Origin of the sequence: Dyadobacter sp. CY312 (assembly GCF_021390535.1) — a bacterium.
GTDB lineage: Bacteria > Bacteroidota > Bacteroidia > Cytophagales > Spirosomataceae > Dyadobacter.
The window spans coordinates 44,870-63,415 of sequence record NZ_JAJUXG010000011.1; the positions used below are offsets into that span (position 1 = coordinate 44,870).

Annotated in this window: 16 protein-coding genes and 1 tRNA gene; 7 read left to right on the top strand and 10 right to left on the bottom strand. The window is 42.7% G+C overall.

Features of this window, described 5'->3' with window-relative positions:
• The first annotated feature begins 115 nt into the window (after positions 1-115).
• Positions 116-4,348, top strand: a complete 4,233-nt coding sequence (locus LZG71_RS15180; RefSeq protein ID WP_233821707.1) for a T9SS type A sorting domain-containing protein — start codon at positions 116-118, stop codon at positions 4,346-4,348.
• 66 nt (positions 4,349-4,414) lie between these two features.
• Here LZG71_RS15180 and LZG71_RS15185 read toward each other — a convergent pair whose 3' ends face one another.
• Both LZG71_RS15185 and LZG71_RS15190 read right to left on the bottom strand, forming a co-directional pair.
• The gene (locus LZG71_RS15185; RefSeq protein ID WP_233821709.1) at positions 4,415-5,059 is read right to left on the bottom strand and encodes a response regulator transcription factor; all 645 of its coding nucleotides are present in this window, start codon (positions 5,057-5,059) and stop codon (positions 4,415-4,417) included.
• A gap of 264 nt (positions 5,060-5,323) precedes the next feature.
• The gene (locus LZG71_RS15190) at positions 5,324-5,917 is read right to left on the bottom strand and encodes an HD family hydrolase (protein ID WP_233821711.1); all 594 of its coding nucleotides are present in this window, start codon (positions 5,915-5,917) and stop codon (positions 5,324-5,326) included.
• A gap of 599 nt (positions 5,918-6,516) precedes the next feature.
• Here LZG71_RS15190 and LZG71_RS15195 point away from each other — a divergent pair.
• The gene (locus tag LZG71_RS15195; protein ID WP_233821712.1) at positions 6,517-7,716 is read left to right on the top strand and encodes an AAA family ATPase; all 1,200 of its coding nucleotides are present in this window, start codon (positions 6,517-6,519) and stop codon (positions 7,714-7,716) included.
• Positions 7,717-7,721: 5 nt separating this feature from the next.
• Positions 7,722-8,309 carry a DUF4276 family protein gene (locus tag LZG71_RS15200; RefSeq protein WP_233821714.1) on the top strand — a complete coding sequence of 196 codons (588 nt, stop codon included), beginning with the start codon at positions 7,722-7,724 and terminating at the stop codon, positions 8,307-8,309.
• A 337-nt stretch (positions 8,310-8,646) separates the two neighbouring features.
• Here the strand turns inward: LZG71_RS15200 and LZG71_RS15205 are convergent, their stop codons facing one another.
• The 3 genes from LZG71_RS15205 to hflX all read right to left on the bottom strand — a co-directional run bounded on the left by LZG71_RS15205 (position 8,647) and on the right by hflX (position 10,368).
• Positions 8,647-8,889: a hypothetical protein gene (locus tag LZG71_RS15205; protein WP_233821716.1), complete on the bottom strand. Its 243-nt coding sequence runs from the start codon at positions 8,887-8,889 to the stop codon at positions 8,647-8,649.
• A 113-nt stretch (positions 8,890-9,002) separates the two neighbouring features.
• A tRNA-Arg gene (locus LZG71_RS15210) sits at positions 9,003-9,074 on the bottom strand.
• Positions 9,075-9,126: 52 nt separating this feature from the next.
• Positions 9,127-10,368: a GTPase HflX gene (gene hflX / locus LZG71_RS15215; RefSeq protein ID WP_233821718.1), complete on the bottom strand. Its 1,242-nt coding sequence runs from the start codon at positions 10,366-10,368 to the stop codon at positions 9,127-9,129.
• A 315-nt stretch (positions 10,369-10,683) separates the two neighbouring features.
• Here hflX and LZG71_RS15220 point away from each other — a divergent pair, with 315 nt between their 5' ends.
• The 4 genes from LZG71_RS15220 to LZG71_RS15235 all read left to right on the top strand — a co-directional run bounded on the left by LZG71_RS15220 (position 10,684) and on the right by LZG71_RS15235 (position 14,995).
• Positions 10,684-12,069 carry an MATE family efflux transporter gene (locus tag LZG71_RS15220; protein WP_233821720.1) on the top strand — a complete coding sequence of 462 codons (1,386 nt, stop codon included), beginning with the start codon at positions 10,684-10,686 and terminating at the stop codon, positions 12,067-12,069.
• Between the two features lie 151 nt (positions 12,070-12,220).
• Positions 12,221-13,603, top strand: a complete 1,383-nt coding sequence (locus LZG71_RS15225; RefSeq protein WP_233821721.1) for a rhodanese-like domain-containing protein — start codon at positions 12,221-12,223, stop codon at positions 13,601-13,603.
• Between the two features lie 192 nt (positions 13,604-13,795).
• Complete coding sequence (locus LZG71_RS15230) at positions 13,796-14,374, top strand: YeeE/YedE family protein (protein ID WP_233821724.1); 579 nt, start codon at positions 13,796-13,798, stop codon at positions 14,372-14,374.
• Positions 14,375-14,485: 111 nt separating this feature from the next.
• Positions 14,486-14,995 carry a DUF6691 family protein gene (locus LZG71_RS15235; protein WP_233821726.1) on the top strand — a complete coding sequence of 170 codons (510 nt, stop codon included), beginning with the start codon at positions 14,486-14,488 and terminating at the stop codon, positions 14,993-14,995.
• Positions 14,996-14,997: 2 nt separating this feature from the next.
• Here LZG71_RS15235 and LZG71_RS15240 read toward each other — a convergent pair whose 3' ends face one another.
• The 5 genes from LZG71_RS15240 to LZG71_RS15260 all read right to left on the bottom strand — a co-directional run bounded on the left by LZG71_RS15240 (position 14,998) and on the right by LZG71_RS15260 (position 18,500).
• Positions 14,998-15,741, bottom strand: coding sequence for a class I SAM-dependent methyltransferase (locus LZG71_RS15240; RefSeq protein ID WP_233821728.1), 744 nt, complete (start codon positions 15,739-15,741; stop codon positions 14,998-15,000).
• A 59-nt stretch (positions 15,742-15,800) separates the two neighbouring features.
• Positions 15,801-17,186, bottom strand: coding sequence for a hypothetical protein (locus LZG71_RS15245; protein WP_233821730.1), 1,386 nt, complete (start codon positions 17,184-17,186; stop codon positions 15,801-15,803).
• A 90-nt stretch (positions 17,187-17,276) separates the two neighbouring features.
• The gene (locus tag LZG71_RS15250; protein ID WP_233821732.1) at positions 17,277-17,618 is read right to left on the bottom strand and encodes a heavy-metal-associated domain-containing protein; all 342 of its coding nucleotides are present in this window, start codon (positions 17,616-17,618) and stop codon (positions 17,277-17,279) included.
• Positions 17,619-17,645: 27 nt separating this feature from the next.
• Positions 17,646-17,882: a heavy metal-binding domain-containing protein gene (locus LZG71_RS15255; RefSeq protein WP_233821734.1), complete on the bottom strand. Its 237-nt coding sequence runs from the start codon at positions 17,880-17,882 to the stop codon at positions 17,646-17,648.
• A gap of 36 nt (positions 17,883-17,918) precedes the next feature.
• Entirely contained in the window at positions 17,919-18,500 is a 582-nt protein-coding gene (locus LZG71_RS15260) for an AraC family transcriptional regulator (RefSeq protein WP_233821736.1), read from the bottom strand.
• Positions 18,501-18,546: the final 46 nt, after the last annotated feature.

The following is an 18,546-nucleotide window of genomic DNA, read 5'->3' on the forward strand; positions in this document are numbered from 1 at the left end:
CATACCCTGGGCTATATACGGAGATTATTCACTGAAAAAATATTTTCAATTAGCAGCTCATCGGTTACATAAATCATTTTAGTTTCCATTAAGTTTGAAGTAAATTTAATCCTCTATGAAAAAAAATTACAGTGTTATCTTAGTTTTATTATGCCTTTGCCAGGCAGCTCTTGCGCAAAGCATTAGCATCAATTACATCAATGAAGCATGCATCGGATCAGTTCAACGTATATCAGTTAGTACCAATGGTGCTTTCAATGGCGATAACAAGTTTACCGTTCAAGTGAGAGAGCAAAACGATACAAAAATTATTAGTGAGTTACCGGCTGTACTAAAAGACGGTTCCATTGAAGTTGTTCATTCTGATACGCTGGTGACATATAGGTCTAATCTCGTACTTCGTGTTGTCACCTCTTCGCCCAAGTCGGAAAGTAATTGGGCACCCTTTAAAATTAACAAAAGAGGTTACATTGAATTAACCTCGGCAGATTCGGATACGATCAACTTTGGTGCAGATATTAAAATAAAACTTCTCACAATAAGTGATTCACACGTTAATATCACCCTCAACGATAGCACCAGACATTCGGTCTCTTCGTATTTAAGTCAGGCATACATTACAACTTTAAGTACTCCCACCAATGGCAATGATCCCGTATTTATAGCTCATGCTGAAAACCAATGTGGAGCAATGACTGTGAGGGGATTAATCAAACCCGTAGTTAATGCTGCCGCTCTCAGACCTATTGCCACTACACCAGCTGCGGTTTGTCTGGATGGAGAAATAAAAGTGAGCTTTTCCGCACAGGGAACTCCTTTTTCTTCCCAAACCAAATACAGGTTACGTTTCAAAGAAGAATTGTATTACACTGACCAGAAAACACCTCGTCAGGCAGAAGTGACTGCTGTAATAAAAGACAATGTGCTGGTAGCTCAAATCCCGAAATCTCTGAACATTACAAGCCGAACTGCCGTAAGAGTCCAGATTGTTACGGAACACCCCTCTTCTGTAAGTTCACTGTCTGATTTCATCTTGTACGTTCACCCAAAAGCAAGTGTAGAGTTTACATCTTCCAGCGGTACGATCAACATAGGCGATAATTTTTATGCCAATGTTACTTTCAGCGGACTGCCGCCATTTTCTGCTGAGATGCAGGATGGACAAACCTTTTCATCTACGTCTGAGGGAAGCGCTTATATATATCTAAGACCAGAGAAAACAACGTCCTATAACATCAAATCTTTCAGCTCAGGATGTGGACAGACAACAGAACCGGGCAATCAGACCATGGTTGTAACCGTGAACCCGGGTGTGATTATTCCTAGTCCACAGGTAAGGCAAGTTGTTTGCCAGGGATCAACTTTTCGTCTGCCATTTCTATCCAACTTTGACTATAACGCTTCAACGAGATACTTTGTCAATATGTATTTGAGCGGTGAAGATGGCAACCCGCTCACCATCTCAGCTACCAGAAATGGCGGATTTATGGAATTTGCATTACCAACTCACTATGCAAATGGAATTGAGATCGACTACGATACCTTTTACGGAATTTCAATCAGGACCGAATCGCCCGCATCTCTTTCCAGCACCTCACATTACAATTTTGTAGTTCAAAGTAAACCGGACGTTCGCCCGGGTCAGAACTTCGATTATTTTGCACCTGGAAATCAATACGTGTACATCAATTTAAAGGGCCGCGGTCCTATGGTGCTGGAAGATTGGAACGGGCAGAAATACAACACAGACGATAACTCCTGGAATACAAGAGTTTTCCTGAGAGAAAGTATGGATTTAAAGATTAAATCGATTTCCAATGCATGCTTTTCCAATAACAATATCGCTCCGATAAGACTGAACCTGAATAACTCCAACCTTACTACCGGTGTATATGTTGAACAGCCTGCAGTGTCCATTTGCCAGCGAGACAGCGTAGAAATTTCTTTTATGACCACTGGTAATTTTAACGACGGCAACGTTTTCAATATTCAGGGATATTTGGATTGCTGTAACTATCAGACCCTTGCTGTTGTGAAGTCGGGTGGGAAGTATAAAGTAAAACTACCTTCCAACGCCTTGACTTATGCCCAGTTTAGGGTAGCATCATCCAACCCTGTATTTTTCAGTGATCAGATTTCCATTCAGTTTCAGCAAAAACCTGGCAACTTTTATCTTTATCCGCAGGGGACCTCTTCTTCACCATATATCTCTTCCGATGAAGAAGTATACATCTCATTATCAAACTCTGGCGGCAACCTTACCTCGCTGGTATATACAGACGGAACTTCGGACGTAAACGCTCCAATTGACGCCTATCAGCAGCGTGTAAAAGTGTCACCTCCACTAGGAGTTATGACCACCTACACGATCAAATCGGCAACAAATATGTGTGGAACGGAACCTGTAAATCAGTCGGTTTCTATTAAAAAGATTCCTTACAACATTTCACCCATTTACATTGATTACGAAAACACCTCATTTTGCCCTGGCGTTCCGTTCTCCGTACCGTTTACAGTGAGTAAGTCGAATGCGACCAACTCAAAATTTTCGCTCGAACTGATCAAAGAAGGATCCAGTGACATTATCACATTAGCCAAAGATCAAATCACCAGGCAATTTAATGTGACTGTACCCAATGACCTGGCAGCCGGCTACTATTTTTTAAGAATCGTTTCCTCAGATGGAGGCGTATCAGAAAATAGAATGATACGAATAGGCGCACTACCGACGGCAGTTCTCAGTTCGGACATGCCACATCCTGTCACAATTGAAAGCGGACAGTCTGTAAATCTTAAAACCACTTTCACAGGATCCGCTCCATGGATGCTGGTATACCAGAACGGACTCCGACATGGAACTTCCAGTAGCCCTACCAACCATTATATACAACCGACAAAGTCCGGCGATTACGAATTACAAACGGTGTATAACAGCTGCGGCTATGGTACAGTGTCTGGAAAAGTATCTGTGAAGGTTAAGCCAAGTATTGCTATCAGTTCGGATAGTTACAGTGTTTGCCAGGGAGCTACATTTAATGTTACCTATGCGCTCCGGGGCGATGCGGAGCTTGGCAGCGACTATATCCGATTCGAACTGGTAGATTCCGGCAACCAAAAGGTTATTGTTCTCGACTCTACAAAAACACTGTCCGGACGCAAAACGCTCAACATTCCTGCTGTGTTGTCGGGTAGTTATTACTCCGTTCGTGCAACAGTGAAGTCCCTGGGTGTCAATTCAGTATTAAGTGTAAACGTTTCTACGAAAGCGGACCTTTCGATAGGCGGAAACAGCATCATTAATCCGGGTGAGAGAACAACGGTTATTATAAAAAATAAAAAGGTTAACGCCCCGGAAATAATCAATTTCAGGCTTTCAGACGGTACTTCTGGCCAGATTTACGGGTCGCAGTTCTATTATGCCGATGTGAGTCCGACGCAAAACACCACCTACACACTCGTTTCTGCCAGCAACGGATGTGGAGAAGGCTTTATGAGCGGTAGTGCCAGCGTGGAAGTGAATCCGGCAAGCAGCCGTACAGTTACGGTTACCGGCACTGATGCCTCAGGCGGAACCTGTATTGGTGATACAATTTTGGTGCAATATGAAACCAAAGGAAGTTTTTCGGCGGGAAACACATTTACGGTACAGGTATCGGATACAACAGGAAAAAATTACAGATCCATATTTACTTCGGGTTCTTCATCTCCGCTAAAAGCAGTTATTCCAGCGGACATTTATGCAGGTAAAAATTACAGACTTCGAATCCTTGCATCGGATCCGAATACAGGAAGCGGAACGAATAGATATCCATCTGTATTCAACCATAGAGCCACTGCACGGTTCGCATCCGAATCGGTGTTATATAATGGCGTTACCAATCCTAAAATAGTGGTTTTGCTGGAAGGAGGTACTCAGTGGCAATATCAGTACGGTACAGATTTAAATGTATTCAACCGCTATACAACCAATGCATCTGATACAATAACACTCTTTCAGGCCTCTCCAAGCCAATATTATAAGTTATTCAAGGTTTGGAATAGTTGCGGAGCGGGAACGATAGGAACCCCTGCAACAGTAAGAGTTGAGGTGATTACGGGAGAGCCTTTACCAGATCAAATGACAGTTACAGTCGGCCCCAACCCTGCTCAAGATTTTGTAAACATCAAATTCGATTCACCAAAACGACGTAATCTGGTCTTGTTTAATATGCAGGGAGTGAGCATCAATTCATTTCAATCAGGCAAAGCGGAAGAAAATATTGACGTGAGCAAACTTGCCTCGGGCATTTACATATTGCAAATTGAGGCGCAAGGGAGAAAGAACACTTTTAAAATTATCAAGCAGTAGTGCATCTTAACATCAAAAGCAGGCTGTGTATCTTTTAGAAGTTTACACAGCCTGCTTTTGTTTTGCCTATATCAATTTATTTTTATAAGCATATCCCACCAGCTCGGCGGCAGAATGGAGTTTAAGCTTTTTCATGATATTCCTGCGGTGGGCCATCACGGTGTAAGGACTTATGCCCATGGTTTCAGAAGTGCCTCGTACATTGTGTCCGGCGGCGATCAGCTTTAAAACTTCCAGTTCTTTTTGTGTGAGGTTATTATTTTGGTACAACTGCGGACCCGATATCAGCTCTGCACTAAGGTCTGAACTTATAAATTTTTTACCCACGGCAACCTTTTCCATTGCCACTTTTAATTCATAACTATTTGTAGCTTTCGAAAGGTAGGCATCCACACCCAAATCCATGAATTTTTTTACGGCACGAAGATCAACCACACTCGTTACAATAATAATGAGCAGATCGGGAGCATGTTTTTTTATATCCGAAATGAAGCCTTCAACGCCCATTCCACCTAAGGTGATATCTGTTAGCAGATATCGATACTTATTAACTTCCAGCTCCTGCAGTGCTTCTGACGCAATTTTATAATAACTGACCTGTGCGCCGGGCACCATCTTTTCAATCATAAGGCCTAACGATTCCCCAAATAGGTCGTGGTCATCGAGCAGCATCACTCTGTTGGCAGGAAAATCAGAAGCATCGTTCAGCATTATGTAACGTCTTTTATGCAAAGTTGAGTGGTAAGCGCTCGCTATGCAATAGAGTAGCAATACTATATATGCGCCAAACAAATGTAATATTTTCTACATAGATATGGTTAAAATATTCATTGTTAATTTAGTATTATTTACACTAATATAGACAAAAAAAATACTACAAACATATGTATATACCTCATTGTCAGAAATATACTCAGACAAATAAAGACCCTGCACCATGTACTATTAAATCAGGCCAGAGTGACAGCTTCCTGCTTACTGCCTTTTAAGAATACCCTTGTCAACAGACTCGTTAAGTAGCTGATCTGCATATTGCCAGATGGCTTCGGCTCCATCAGCTATTACCTTCTTTTTATGATAGACTTTGGCGTAATCCACATCAAACTCACGCCAGGTGCCCCCGTTATTAGACACGTTCTGAAGCAAAGGTTCCAGACGGTCCATTGATCTTGCAAATTTAGCCTCACTGGTTTCGCCTGCCTCAAATTCTTCCCATATGGCTATGAAATCGGCTGCCTGTTCCGTTGGTAGCAGACCAAAGATCCGCTTGGCAGCGAGCAGTTCTTCATCAGTATTCGTATGGTTTTTGGCAGTGTCGTAAATAAAAGTATCCCCGGCGTCAATTTCCACAATGTCGTGGATCAGCACCATTTTTACCACTTTTAAAATATCTACGGTCGCGTTTGAATGTCCTGCCAGCACAATGGCCATCATGGCAAGATGCCAGCTGTGTTCGGCATCATTCTCACACCTGTCACTATTGAGCAACTTGGTTCTACGCTGGATGTACTTCAACTTATCAATTTCCTTGATAAACTCGATTTGCTTTAATAAGTCATCATTCAGCATCTTCACAAAGTTTAAATATTAAGTCCGTGCAAAAGTAAGATCAAAAACTTAAAGCAGCCAATAAAAATGGCAAAGGCTGACTGGCGTGCAATACTGCCGGCCATTCGAAATACAAAAGCAACTGTAAACTTTTTTACAGTCATCATTTCCTGTTCTCCCGACTACCAGCGTAACGTTTACGAAGTATATGCAAATGAAGCCGTCTGCATCCACCACTTTAGTCGCTAGTAATGGGAACCGTTTTGAGACAACTGATCCTTACATCGATATACCATCAACCTTATGTGGTTATCATGCGACAAAAACTGTAATGATTGGGCCTAATAACCGTACTAACACGAAAGGCCAGGCACTGAGCCTAACCTTTCGTGACCGCAACGGAAATTTGTAATATGTTGATTATTAGACCATTTTATAGTTCAAACCCAAGTAGGTAACGAAATGGTAGCAAATGAAAAAAATCCAAGTAAGACTAAACGTTACAAGACTCAGAAATAATATTCCTGTATTTGTGCAATGTTTACTGAATTTAGGGTGTTTTAGGAAAAGAATGACATACATTTCGTAGATTTATCGCATAATACAAAGCAAATTTTGAGATGATACAGCTTCAAAGCATAGTAGTAAAAAATTTCAAAAACGTGTACCTCGCCGAACTTGAACTATCCCCCCTAAATGTGATAGTCGGACCTAATGGCTCTGGTAAAAGCAATCTGTTACTGATTACATCCTTCCTGAAATTCATTATTCGGGGATCAACAGATTCCGTTGAGAAGTTTTTTGACGGAGATTATAACCTAAGATTTTCTGACCTCTTTTCAGAAAAAGCCAATGATTGTCAGATCTCATTGGATTTTAGAAATACAGAGTCCGATATGATTTATCACTATTTAATAGAACTCTCTGCGACTTCAAGGAGTAGGAGAAAATTTGTGATCTCGCGGGAAGAGTTTACTCTGAAGCAGCGATCTAATACAGGTCCTTGGGCAAGCATTTTTACGAGAAATGGCAAAGATTTGCATTTTCATTCTGCAATAAAAAAGATCATCCCACTAGTTCAGCTTGCTGACCATAATAGTGGCTTACGACCATTAACTTTGTTCCAAGAGTCGATAGACTCGAAATTTCGGGATGCCATTTTAGCATTAAACAGAGTTCTTGATACTCAAACATTTTATCTTTCGCCCCATGGTATGAAATCTGTTATGGCAAATCAAGGTGCTTTCTTTGATGGTCGACTGGCATCCTATGATTTGGAGGCTGAGATAATCGAGCTATACGAGACGGATCAGTGGGCTCCCTTTATTAATGCTATTCGTACAATTGTAAATCTCGATGATATAGAAGTTCAGAGTTATCAGAACAAAGATGGGAAAGAACATAGTTTTGTGAATTTCCTGTCATTTGGCAAAACTGACCTACTGCATGAATTGTCGGATGGGATGGTTTTAATGATTGGTTTAATTTTGAAGGTAGTAACCTTTAATGAATGCATTATATTTCTTGAAGAACCGGAAAACTCAATTCATCCAAGGGCGCTACAAAACTTTATGTATTTCGTGCGTCAGAATAGTGCTATTAAGCAATTTATTATCACATCTCACTCTTCCGCATTGTTAAACCTCGTAGATCCTTCCGAGGTATTTGTATCTCACATAGATTCCAGAGGTTTATCTACGATTTCTGCGGTTCAAAATGCAAAGGAGCTTCGAACCAAGCTCAATAAAGGTTTTATAAGTTTCGGTGACCTTTTGTTTGAAGATTTAGCAGAAGGTCGTGATTTTGAAGACGCATTTTAGAAACTATGGCCAGCAAAGCAATATTGTTTTTATATGAAGGCGAAACCGAGGGTGAATTCTATCCCCTAGTTTTTAAGAGTAAACTTGAACGTTGTGCAATGAAGTTTTCAAAACAGTGCCTAGAGGGCAATTTCAATATAAACTCTAAGGTTGCTAATGAGATCTATAACTTTATAAATAAAAATAAAAACACGGACTTACACGTGTTCGTGGCCCTTGACAGAGACAAGCCCAAACTAGAACCACCACCAATCGATACTGAAAATATTATAAAAACAGTTGGCTCAAAACATTTGAAGACGATAGAGTTAATTGTGGCTACACAGGATTTCGAAAGCTGGCTATTCATAGAAATTGACAATATCTATAAGCATTTACGCGCACCAAAATCAAAGAGAGTGCCTCACAAGTACAAGAACTATGAAGGCTTAAACCATTTAGATATGTCCAAATTGTTTAAAACATTTGGTCACCAATATCAAAAGGGCAAAAGGGTTGAAGGACTTTTAAAAAATCTTAATATCGACAATATCTATGATACGTGTACTGATCTCCAGAACGGCATTAAGGCAATTGCAAAATTGTATAGATAAACCCTACTTGTCCGACAGTATCCGATGTATTTTTATAAAGAAGCACATTCCCAAACGGCTTCTTTATAATACCATTAACCATTTTCTGATCTCATCGCCCTAAAAAGCGATACCGGCCAATTAAGCCGCTTTGATCATGCGGCTCAACGCATCCATTAAAGCAACTTCATTGATGGATATTTTACCCTTTTTGCTTTACTTGTCAAAATCCCAAATAAGCCGTAAGGCGAATTAACGCCCCAAGGGCAAGCCATTTTCGCCTGGTAAAAATGAAGCGAAGTGCATTTTTACCAGGCGAAAACATAGCTTGCTATTTGACTTCTTAAAAATTGACAGCCTAATACTTCACTGTCCGGAATTTCAAATCTCCATTTTCATCATGGTAAGATTCTCTTGCCGAAAAGGTGATACTACTCTTGACCTCCCGATCCGGATCTTCCACTATTGTACCTCTTAATTTCCCAATAAACTTCGACACACCTGAAACAAAAAAGGCCAGGCTCAATGCCCGACCTTTCGGGACCGCGACTCCTAGCCGGGAATCGAACGGCTCCGGCCGCCCGGTCGTGTGCGACTCCAACCATATCTAGAGTTTACGCCGGGGTCGCGCTCGACAACTCCTATCGGGCGGCGATCCGCTCTATCCAATTGCCAATAAAAACACTAAAGGCCAGGCAAGAGCCTGACCTTTAGTGACCGCGACGGGAATCGAACCCATATCTAGAGTTTAGGAAACTCCTATTCTATCCGTTGAACTACGCAGTCAGTGCCCAATCGGGGTGCAAAAATGCGAAATAAGCGTTTAAATAACAAACGCTTATTCTTCATTTTGAACGGGTGTGTAACCAAGATCCAGCCAGTTTGGATAAATAGCAAAATGTTTTGCTTTTACCAGCTTGAATATGGTGTTACGCAGTTCGTCTATATTTTCCTTTTTCTCGGCAGAAACAAAAACGACGTTATCGCCTTTATCTGCTATGTAGCTCTTTTTCAGCTGCTCCAAAATACTTTCCGCAGATGCCACCGGCTGATCTTCATCTTCCAGTTCTTCGTCGTTGTAGGCTGGCTTGTAAAGGTCTATTTTGTTAAAGACCAATATGGTAGGTTTATCTGCCGCGCCAATTTCTACGAGTGTTTTATTCACCACGTCCAGATGTTCCTCAAAAGAAGCATGTGAAATATCCACCACGTGCATCAGAATGTCAGCTTCACGGACTTCGTCCAGCGTAGATTTAAACGACTCGATAAGCGTTGTGGGCAACTTGCGTATAAAACCAACCGTGTCGGTAAGCAGGAAAGGAATGTTTTCCATATTTACTTTACGAACCGTAGAATCTACGGTTGCAAAAAGCTTGTTCTCCGCAAAAACATCCGCTTTTGAAAGACTACGCATCAGTGTCGATTTTCCTACGTTGGTATAACCAACAATGGCAACACGTACCAGCCTGTCGCGTTCTTTTCTGCGGGTTGTACTCTGGCGATCCACCTTTTCAAGCTTTTCTTTCAGGAAAGCGATCCGCTCCTTAATGATTCGCCTATCCGTCTCAAGTTCCGTTTCACCAGGACCACGCATACCTACACCAGCACCAGACTGGCGGCTTAAGTGTGTCCACAAGCGGGTCAGTCGTGGATACATGTATTGGTATTGCGCAAGCTCAACCTGTAACTTGGACTGGGCAGTCTGCGCACGCATGGCAAAAATATCCAGAATCAGTAAGCTCCTGTCAATGACCTTTATATCTTTAAAAACGGCTTCGAGGTTACGTACCTGCGATGGCGTAAGGTCATCATCATAAATGATCATATCGACCGGATTCGCCGTAACGTAAATCAGGATTTCTTCCAGTTTACCTTTTCCGGTATAGGTCTTTATATCAGTACGTTCTAAGTTCTGGGTAAAAGTTTTAAGCGTTTTAACATCCAGCGTGCTTGCTAAAAATGCCAGCTCGTCCAGATATTCCTGGGTTTTTGCAGCAGTTTGTTTTTGTGTACTCACGGCAACCAGCACTGCTGTTTCCTTCTCTACTGCCGTTGAATATGACTTCTTCTTCTCAATCATGCACTAATCTTTATATTTTGCAAATGGCAGTTAATCTGCCCTTAACTCCTTGAAATTATTCTCAAAGTGTAGATTGGCAACGGTTTAATATTCCCAAAAGTTCATACACTTATCTGGTGAAGGTACATTTTCCATTTTTATAAATCCAGTATTTTGTTTGAATAATTAAATACCAGTTTGCTACCTTTGCGAAAATTCTTGGAAATATGTTGGTTCTTCACATCGGCTAACCATAGCCATTCTGCCTTTCGCAAGGACATTATCGTGGTCCATCCCGGGTCACCATTTCAATATTTGTACTTCAATTTTTAACTAATGAAAAAGTGGTTGCAACTGCTTCGGCAGGCTCTGGGCGGCTCCGAAGAAAGCTTTACTCAAGGGAGCATCAATCGGGCCATATTCTTATTATCAGTCCCCATGATCCTGGAAATGGTCATGGAGTCACTTTTTGCCGTTGTCGATATATTTTTCGTATCCAAAGTCAGTATAGAAGCGGTTGCCACTGTGGGGCTCACCGAATCGGTCGTGACACTTGTATATTCCGTTGCCATAGGATTAAGTACTGCCGCTACCGCCACCATCGCGAGGCGTATTGGTGAGGGCGATACAGCCCGGGCCAGACGTGCTATCGGGCAGGTGCTCGTAATCTCGCTGGTTATATCCGCCATCATCGGCAGCATCGGAACCATATTCGCCGGAGATATTCTCAGCCTGATGGGGGCTGATGCCAAAGTGATAGAAACCGGTACCACTTTTGCGAGAATCCAATTTATAAGCAGCCCGGTAGTTGTGCTTCTCTATTCTTTGAGCGGTGCCTTACGTGGGGCGGGATCTGCTGCAACGGCTATGCGTTCGCTGATCATTGCCAATGTATTTAACATGATATTGGGACCGGTTCTCATTTTCGGAGTGGGTCCGTTCCCTGAACTTGGTGTAACGGGTGCCGCTTTGGCGACTGCAATGGGACGTACCATCGGGGTAAGTTATCAATTGTATTCACTGGCGAAGGTGAATAAGATGCTGGCACTGGTGTGGGAAGATCTGCGGCCTCACCGCGAAACCATTGCAACACTTATTAAAGTAGCAACCGGCGGAACGGTTCAGTTTCTGATCTCCTCGGCAAGCTGGATTTTCCTTACACGTATCCTGGCAGAATTTGGCAGTGACGTAGTCGCAGGGTATACCATCGCCATCCGGGTAATTATGTTCACCTTACTTCCGGCATGGGGGTTGGCCAATGCCGCCGCCACACTGGTGGGGCAGAACCTGGGTGCGAAGCAACCCGATCGCGCCGAAGCATCGGTATGGCGATGTGCATTTTTTAACCTGATTTTTCTGGTTGGATTATCCCTGTTCATGTTCACCTGGGCTGAGATGATTATCGGATGGTTTACATCGGAAGTGGCTGTGATTGCAACAGGCAAACTTGCTTTACGCGTACTTTGTTTAGGATTCGGATTTTACGCTTACAGTATGGTTGTGATTCAGTCGCTCAACGGGGCAGGCGATACCAAAACGCCGACTGTTTTGAATCTCGTTTGCTTTTGGCTATTCCAGATCCCGCTGGCCTATTTCCTTGCCATTACCATAAAAATGGGTCCTCTTGGCGTATTTATTGCAGTACCCGCAGCAGAGGCAATTCTAGCATTACTGGGTATCTGGCGATTCAGACTCGGACATTGGAAACTGGTGAAGGTATAAAGGATTCCAGACCATTGATGACAGAAATCAGTAAACGGGAAGAAACTAAAAAAACCTTTTCCGTGGTTTGTATTGTTACCTTGTCAGCCGGTTTGCACTCACATATGAATCGGATAATGACTTAAAAGATTCTTAACCAACGAAATTCATCATGAAAATTGAACAGATATATACAGGGTGCCTTGCTCAGGGAGCTTATTTCATTGTATCAAACGGTGAGGCAGCGGTAATTGACCCGTTGCGTGAAGTGCAGCCGTATATACAGAAAGCCGAGAAGATTGGGGCGAAAATCAAATATGTCTTCGAAACTCATTTTCATGCCGATTTTGTATCCGGACACATTGATCTTGCGGAAAAAACAGGGGCGGAAATTGTATACGGTCCGGAAGCTAAAACGGGCTTTAAAGCACATATAGCACAAGACGGAGAAGTTTTTCAGTTGGGCGAAATTACTATTAAAGCGCTGCACACACCGGGACATACGATGGAGTCGACGAGCTATTTACTTTTTGATAAAAATAAAAAACCGACTGCACTTTTTAGCGGAGATACCCTATTTATAGGTGATGTAGGAAGGCCGGATCTTGCACAAAAAGGCGATCTGACTATGAATGACCTCGCGGGAATTCTCTTCGACAGCCTCCGTTCTAAAATCATGACTTTGCCTGATGACGTAATCGTGTATCCGGCACACGGCGCAGGTTCTGCTTGTGGCAAACACATGAGTAAAGAGACTTCCGATACGCTTGGTAATCAGAAACGATTCAATTATGCCCTGCGTGCGGACATGACTAAGGAAGAATTCATTAAAGAGGTGACCGCCGGACTTCCCGAACCTCCGCAATACTTCCCCGAAAATGTAAAAATGAACCGGGACGGCTACGAAAGCATTGATGATGTGCTTGAACGCGGTGATCAGGCATTGTCTCCGGATGCATTTGAAGCCAAAGCCAACAATACAGGAGCCTTGGTTCTTGATACACGGAAGGCAGCTGACTTTGCAAAGGGTTTTATTCCTAATTCCATTAACATCGGGATCGACGGGGGTTTTGCTCCTTGGGTTGGCGCACTTGTTCCCGACCTTAAACAGAATCTGCTTATTGTTACGGAACCGGGCAGGGAAGAAGAAGTTGTAACCCGGCTGGCCAGGGTCGGCTATGATTTCACAATAGGATATCTGAATGGTGGCCTCGAGGCCTGGAAAAACGCCGGAAAAGAAACAGATACTGTCATTTCCATCTCGGCCACAGAGTTCGCCGACCATTTCAAAGGCGGCAATATCAATGTGATCGATGTCAGGAAACCAGAAGAATTTGCTACGGGACATATCAAAGGTGCTGAAAACTTGCCTTTGGATAACATCAACGATCTGATGGAAGAATTTCCGAAAGATGAAATGTTGTACATCCACTGTGCCGGTGGTTACCGGTCGATGATCGCCTCTTCCATACTAAAATCACGCGGGTTTGAAGATGTGGTAAATATTGAAGGCGGATATGGAGAAGTTGCCAGGACGGATGTACCTGTGGAGTAACCACATCATCTTTTTGTAACTAAAACGAGCGCATCACTCATTTCACATGTCGGTTGCGCTCGTTTTTTAGTTGTATGGTACCGAAATATTATCGGGAAATACAAAACCAGAATGTACTATTGTGGTGTTAAAGAAGCATACACTAACAGCGACTGTAAACCACATCATTTACCAACCTTAACTTTAAAGCACATGGCGGATTTCATCGAATTGATACGCAAACCCTGGCCCTGGTACGTTGCCGGACCGTTGATCGGACTTACCGTGCCTATCTTGCTTTTACTCGGTAACAAATCCTTTGGTATTTCGTCTTCATTGCGCCACATCTGTGCAGCGGTAATTCCTGCCAATATTTCATTTTTCAAATATGACTGGAAAAAGGAAGCGTGGAATCTGTTTTTTGTGGGTGGTATCACCATTGGCGGTTTTGTTGCTACTCACTGGCTTTCCAATCCGAACACGATTGTTGTTTCTACCTCAACACAACAAACACTTTCACATTTAGGGATAACAGATTTTAGCGGATTAATGCCAGCTGACCTATTTTCCGTCAGTTCCATATTCACTTTAAAAGGATTTATTTTTCTGGTACTGGGAGGTTTTCTGGTTGGTTTTGGAACACGTTATGCAGGTGGATGTACATCCGGACATGCGATTATGGGACTATCCAACCTGCAATGGCCGTCTCTGGTTGCTACCATCAGTTTTATGGTTGGTGGTTTTGCCTGCACACATTTGTTGTTTCCGGTTATTTTTCAGCTGATCAAATAAAGCAATTAGCTTGTGGCTTTTAGCGATTAGCTCTGTCATTGTAAATTGACATTTGTCATGCTGAGCGGGAATAATATTTCATAAAAAACAATACATTCTAATTTTCTCAAAATGAGCAATATCAATGTAAACCCTATAAGCACCAGACCGGATTCAATTCAGGAGGATGGGTTTGATGGTACCAACCAGCAAAGCAATCCGGAAGGTTTTACTTCCAATATTAAGTATCTGATTGTAGGCGTTTTATTTGGAATCGTTTTTGTAAAAGCCGAAATCGTTTCCTGGTTTAGGATACAGGAAATGTTCCGTTTAGATTCTTTTCACATGTACGGTGTAATCGGGTCGGCTGTATTGGTAGGGTTGGTATCGGTGCAGGTTATCAAGAGATTCAAACTGCGGACAATAGACCAGGAAGCGGTCAGCATACCAGGCAAGACTTTTAACAAAGGGCAAATTTATGGCGGACTGCTTTTTGGAATCGGATGGGCAATTACCGGAGCTTGTCCGGGTCCCCTTTTCGCTCAGATCGGAAGCGGATTTTTAGCAATCATCATTACACTATTAAGTGCCATTGCGGGAACCTGGACGTACGGCTTGCTACGCCCAAAACTCCCGCATTGATTTTATATTTTCTTAGCGATCAGATAGAGTTGGTCATCCCCTAATAGAAATGGATCCGCTTCCAGATTGGCAAACGTGGCTGTAACTTCGAAGCCCGCCCTTCCGAACATTGCACACAATTCGGATAGTGTGTAAATGTATTGCCGCACATCATAAGTCACTTTTTCGGAGCCGGAAATGAATGTCTGTTCTGCTTCAATATATCCACCTTCCGCGTTGTATTCATTCTGTGCCAGATACACGATATCTCCCGGAACAGGCATCCAGTTTCTTGTCTGAAAATTCGGAAATACACTTTCGGCCAGGTTTTCGGTATGTATTGCGAAATATCCACCTGGCAGAAGCACATCTGAAACGTTCTGTATCAGTCGCTGCAAATCAGTTCTTGGGAAGAAACTGAAACTATTTCCAAAACAATAAGCCGCATTGAATTGCTGGGAACCGAAATCGTGATCAAGTACATCGTCACAGATCACCTCAATGGGCAATTTATGCTCTCTGGTAACAGATTGAAGCTCGTCACAGTATTCACTTGAAATATCAATACAGGTAAGGTCAATTCCTTCGGTTGCCAAAGGTATAGCATGGCGACCATAGCCTGAAAGCAGATCAAGCACTTTTTTATCTTCCTGCAATTCGAGCACATCACGAAGAAAATCCACTTCGAATTCGGTATATTCTTCATCCTGATGCAATTTCCAGGCGCGTTGAGGAATTCCTTTAAAATAAGTATGGTACCAGGCCAAAGTTGTTTGGGTTAGTTGATTGGCAAAAGTAAATAGAAATTGACTATTTCAATTAAAAGTTACATCCGCATCCTCCCCGGCGTAACCCTCAAATAAACCTGGCCGGAAACCGGTGATTTGCCATAAATGCCGTGTAAAAGCTTATCAATACTGTAAAACCCGATCTGCGCGCCTGCCTGCACAATGGTATTGCCAAACGAAGCAACCTCTCTACTCACTCCAACAGAGGAAAGTGATATAGGAAATTTCTCTTTCTCTACTTTGTCATACCATAAAATTCCCAGTTCATGGTCGCTCTTCTGCACAAACTCATACCGGCCATATATTGCCCATTTGTTTAGCTGAAGGTTGGATTCTGCCAGAAACGAATGTTCGCTATGCCCCTGAGAATCGTTATAACCCCAAACGATGGAAGACGCAACCCAACGGTTTTCTCCACTCAGTTTCCCTGAATGTTGAACGGAAGCTGTGGTTCTATTCACATTTTGCCCTGCATGACCAGCCTCAGGACTTTTGATAAAACCTCTTGAAGCCTGTATTGCCCAGTTTTTTGATGGATTAAAAAGCAGTCGATAACTGTAGGAATCAAACCGTGGCTTGTCAAAATTGAAGCGATTTTCATCCGGTTCTCTTCCTGTAAAAGATGAACCTTCGAGCTTGAATTTCCCATAACGAACTCCCGCCGTTACAACGCCAAAAGTGATGTGTGTTGCATCCTGCCAATGATGGCCCAAAACAGCATCCGGATTATTGAATGCCGACATTCTATGCATAAATGCCGTTGGCCCCAAAGCGGGTTCGCCCGGATATCCCGCATAAAGCGTAACGTCAATTTTGTCATTAACACGTTGCGTATAACCAACTGCCAGTTCAGAAATCAAGTCGTGCGGATGCTGCCGGTCAATGAGCGCCTCCCCTTTCCAGGTTTCACCAGATTGAAAAAGCAGCGGATAACCTGCGCCTCCGTCGGTTAGGCGATCCAGCGAAACCATCGCCCTGAAAGTCAGCAGTCCGTTTTTACCAACTTGGCGTTGCGCCATTCCCATTACCCAGTTGGGAAGACTGACTTTCGAATCCTGCCCTTTTTTACCCTTATTGTTAAAATTCTGACCAGTATATCTCAAAAACAAACTCCCATGTAACATGTAATTCCATTTTCCACCATGTTTCATATAGGCGTACATAGGTGTTGCATCCGGTTGCCATCCTGTTCCGGAACCGTTTCGGGTCATGGGCAAACTAAGTGAGAAGTTATGGGTCATGTGTTTGCTCATATCATGTCCTTCCTTCATGTTATGCATTTCATGACCAGTGTTTTCATGACTTCTTTCCTGTTTTGTAGTGTCCTTTGCCGGCTCCGCATGATGCTCATGTTGAGAAAAAGCGGGCAAAGCTGTGGCTAGCATACCGGCAAATGCCAATACTTTGATTGATGTTTTCATCATGTTTGAAATTTAAAACGGAAACCCGGTGAAGTAGGGTTGTATATTTTGAGTCAGAGAAGCCAACTTAAAAGCTGACTTCTCTGTGTAGAATCAATGAGGTGCTACTGTTTTTTTGCAGCAACTTGGCAGTTTGTCATGTGCCTTCATGTTGGCCAGTTGGCCGTCGGCATCGTAACCCGTGTTAATGATGGTTTCGCGAATCGCTTCCGGTGAAGTTTTGTTCGGATTGTATTTCACCGTAACCACCTTATCCTTCAAATCCAGATTGGATTCTTTGATACCTTTTGAAAGACCAAGCGTGCGTTCAATACGTGCTTTACACATTTCACAAACCGCAGTCGTTTTTATTTTGACCACCTTATCGCCATCTGCCAATGCAACATTAAACATCACAAGCATGGCGGCTACAAATGTTACCAGTGTCTTTTTCATATTTTTTTCGTTTAAAATTTCAAATTATCAATGTGCATGTCCGGTAGAATCCGTTTCGGCCATGGCTATTTCCTGTAAATCCATTTTGCAAACCGGACAAGTTCCGGCCGCCGCGTAAGTCTTCTCACCTTCACATTTCATTGGGCATGCGTACTTTGCTTCGGCAACCGCTTCTGTTTCAGTTTCCTGTTTTTCAGCTTTTTCACTATTCCCGGCACAAGCTGTAAGGAGTAAAAACAGAGATGCATAAATAAACTTGGTCATAGAATTGAAGGTTTTGAATTGATGATTATAGATGATTTAAGCTATTTTTTCTCCAACCTTGTCCAGTGTTTTGCGGGCAAGAGAATTACTTTTTTTAAACTCTCCGGGTGTAATCCCCGTCACTTTTTTGAACTGATTGCTCAAATGTGCAGCGCTGCTGTAAGACAATCTCCACGCCATTTCACTAAGTGATAACTCGTTGTACGACAACCACTCCTTAATTTTCTCAACCTTTTGAGCGATGATGTATTGCTCAATTGGCTGCCCGGTTTCAGTTGAAAACATGTTGCTGATGTATGAATATTCGTATCCTGTTTTCTGCGACAGATAATCCGAGAAGTTCATTTGAGTTGGTTTGTGCCCTTTCAAATATTGCACTTCCTCGATAATAAGTGTACGGATGTGCTCCACCAAAGCATCTTTCTTGTCGTCAAGCAAGGCGAACCCGTTGCTTTCCAGCATTTGTTTTACTGCACTCAATTTGTCTGCATCCAATTCCTTCTCAGTTTCCACCTCACCCAATTCGACCCGGTTAAGAACGATACTCAGCTTCTCCATTTCATCGCGCACCACCTTTTTACAGCGGTCGCAGACCATATTTTTGATTTGTAATTTCATAAAAGAATAATTCTTCTGAATTTTGCTTCTCTTGAATCCGGCTCCT

What these genes read in the sequence shown, in the direction of transcription:
- hflX (WP_233821718.1), bottom strand. Translation starts at nt 10,368, where the DNA reads ATGATTGAGAAGAAGAAGTCATATTCAACGGCAGTAGAGAAGGAAACA.
- LZG71_RS15220 (WP_233821720.1), top strand. Translation starts at nt 10,684, where the DNA reads ATGAAAAAGTGGTTGCAACTGCTTCGGCAGGCTCTGGGCGGCTCCGAA.
- LZG71_RS15195 (WP_233821712.1), top strand. Translation starts at nt 6,517, where the DNA reads ATGATACAGCTTCAAAGCATAGTAGTAAAAAATTTCAAAAACGTGTAC.
- LZG71_RS15260 (WP_233821736.1), bottom strand. Translation starts at nt 18,500, where the DNA reads ATGAAATTACAAATCAAAAATATGGTCTGCGACCGCTGTAAAAAGGTG.
- LZG71_RS15245 (WP_233821730.1), bottom strand. Translation starts at nt 17,186, where the DNA reads ATGATGAAAACATCAATCAAAGTATTGGCATTTGCCGGTATGCTAGCC.
- LZG71_RS15190 (WP_233821711.1), bottom strand. Translation starts at nt 5,917, where the DNA reads ATGCTGAATGATGACTTATTAAAGCAAATCGAGTTTATCAAGGAAATT.
- LZG71_RS15230 (WP_233821724.1), top strand. Translation starts at nt 13,796, where the DNA reads ATGGCGGATTTCATCGAATTGATACGCAAACCCTGGCCCTGGTACGTT.
- LZG71_RS15235 (WP_233821726.1), top strand. Translation starts at nt 14,486, where the DNA reads ATGAGCAATATCAATGTAAACCCTATAAGCACCAGACCGGATTCAATT.
- LZG71_RS15200 (WP_233821714.1), top strand. Translation starts at nt 7,722, where the DNA reads ATGGCCAGCAAAGCAATATTGTTTTTATATGAAGGCGAAACCGAGGGT.
- LZG71_RS15255 (WP_233821734.1), bottom strand. Translation starts at nt 17,882, where the DNA reads ATGACCAAGTTTATTTATGCATCTCTGTTTTTACTCCTTACAGCTTGT.
- LZG71_RS15250 (WP_233821732.1), bottom strand. Translation starts at nt 17,618, where the DNA reads ATGAAAAAGACACTGGTAACATTTGTAGCCGCCATGCTTGTGATGTTT.
- LZG71_RS15185 (WP_233821709.1), bottom strand. Translation starts at nt 5,059, where the DNA reads ATGCTGAACGATGCTTCTGATTTTCCTGCCAACAGAGTGATGCTGCTC.
- LZG71_RS15225 (WP_233821721.1), top strand. Translation starts at nt 12,221, where the DNA reads ATGAAAATTGAACAGATATATACAGGGTGCCTTGCTCAGGGAGCTTAT.
- LZG71_RS15180 (WP_233821707.1), top strand. Translation starts at nt 116, where the DNA reads ATGAAAAAAAATTACAGTGTTATCTTAGTTTTATTATGCCTTTGCCAG.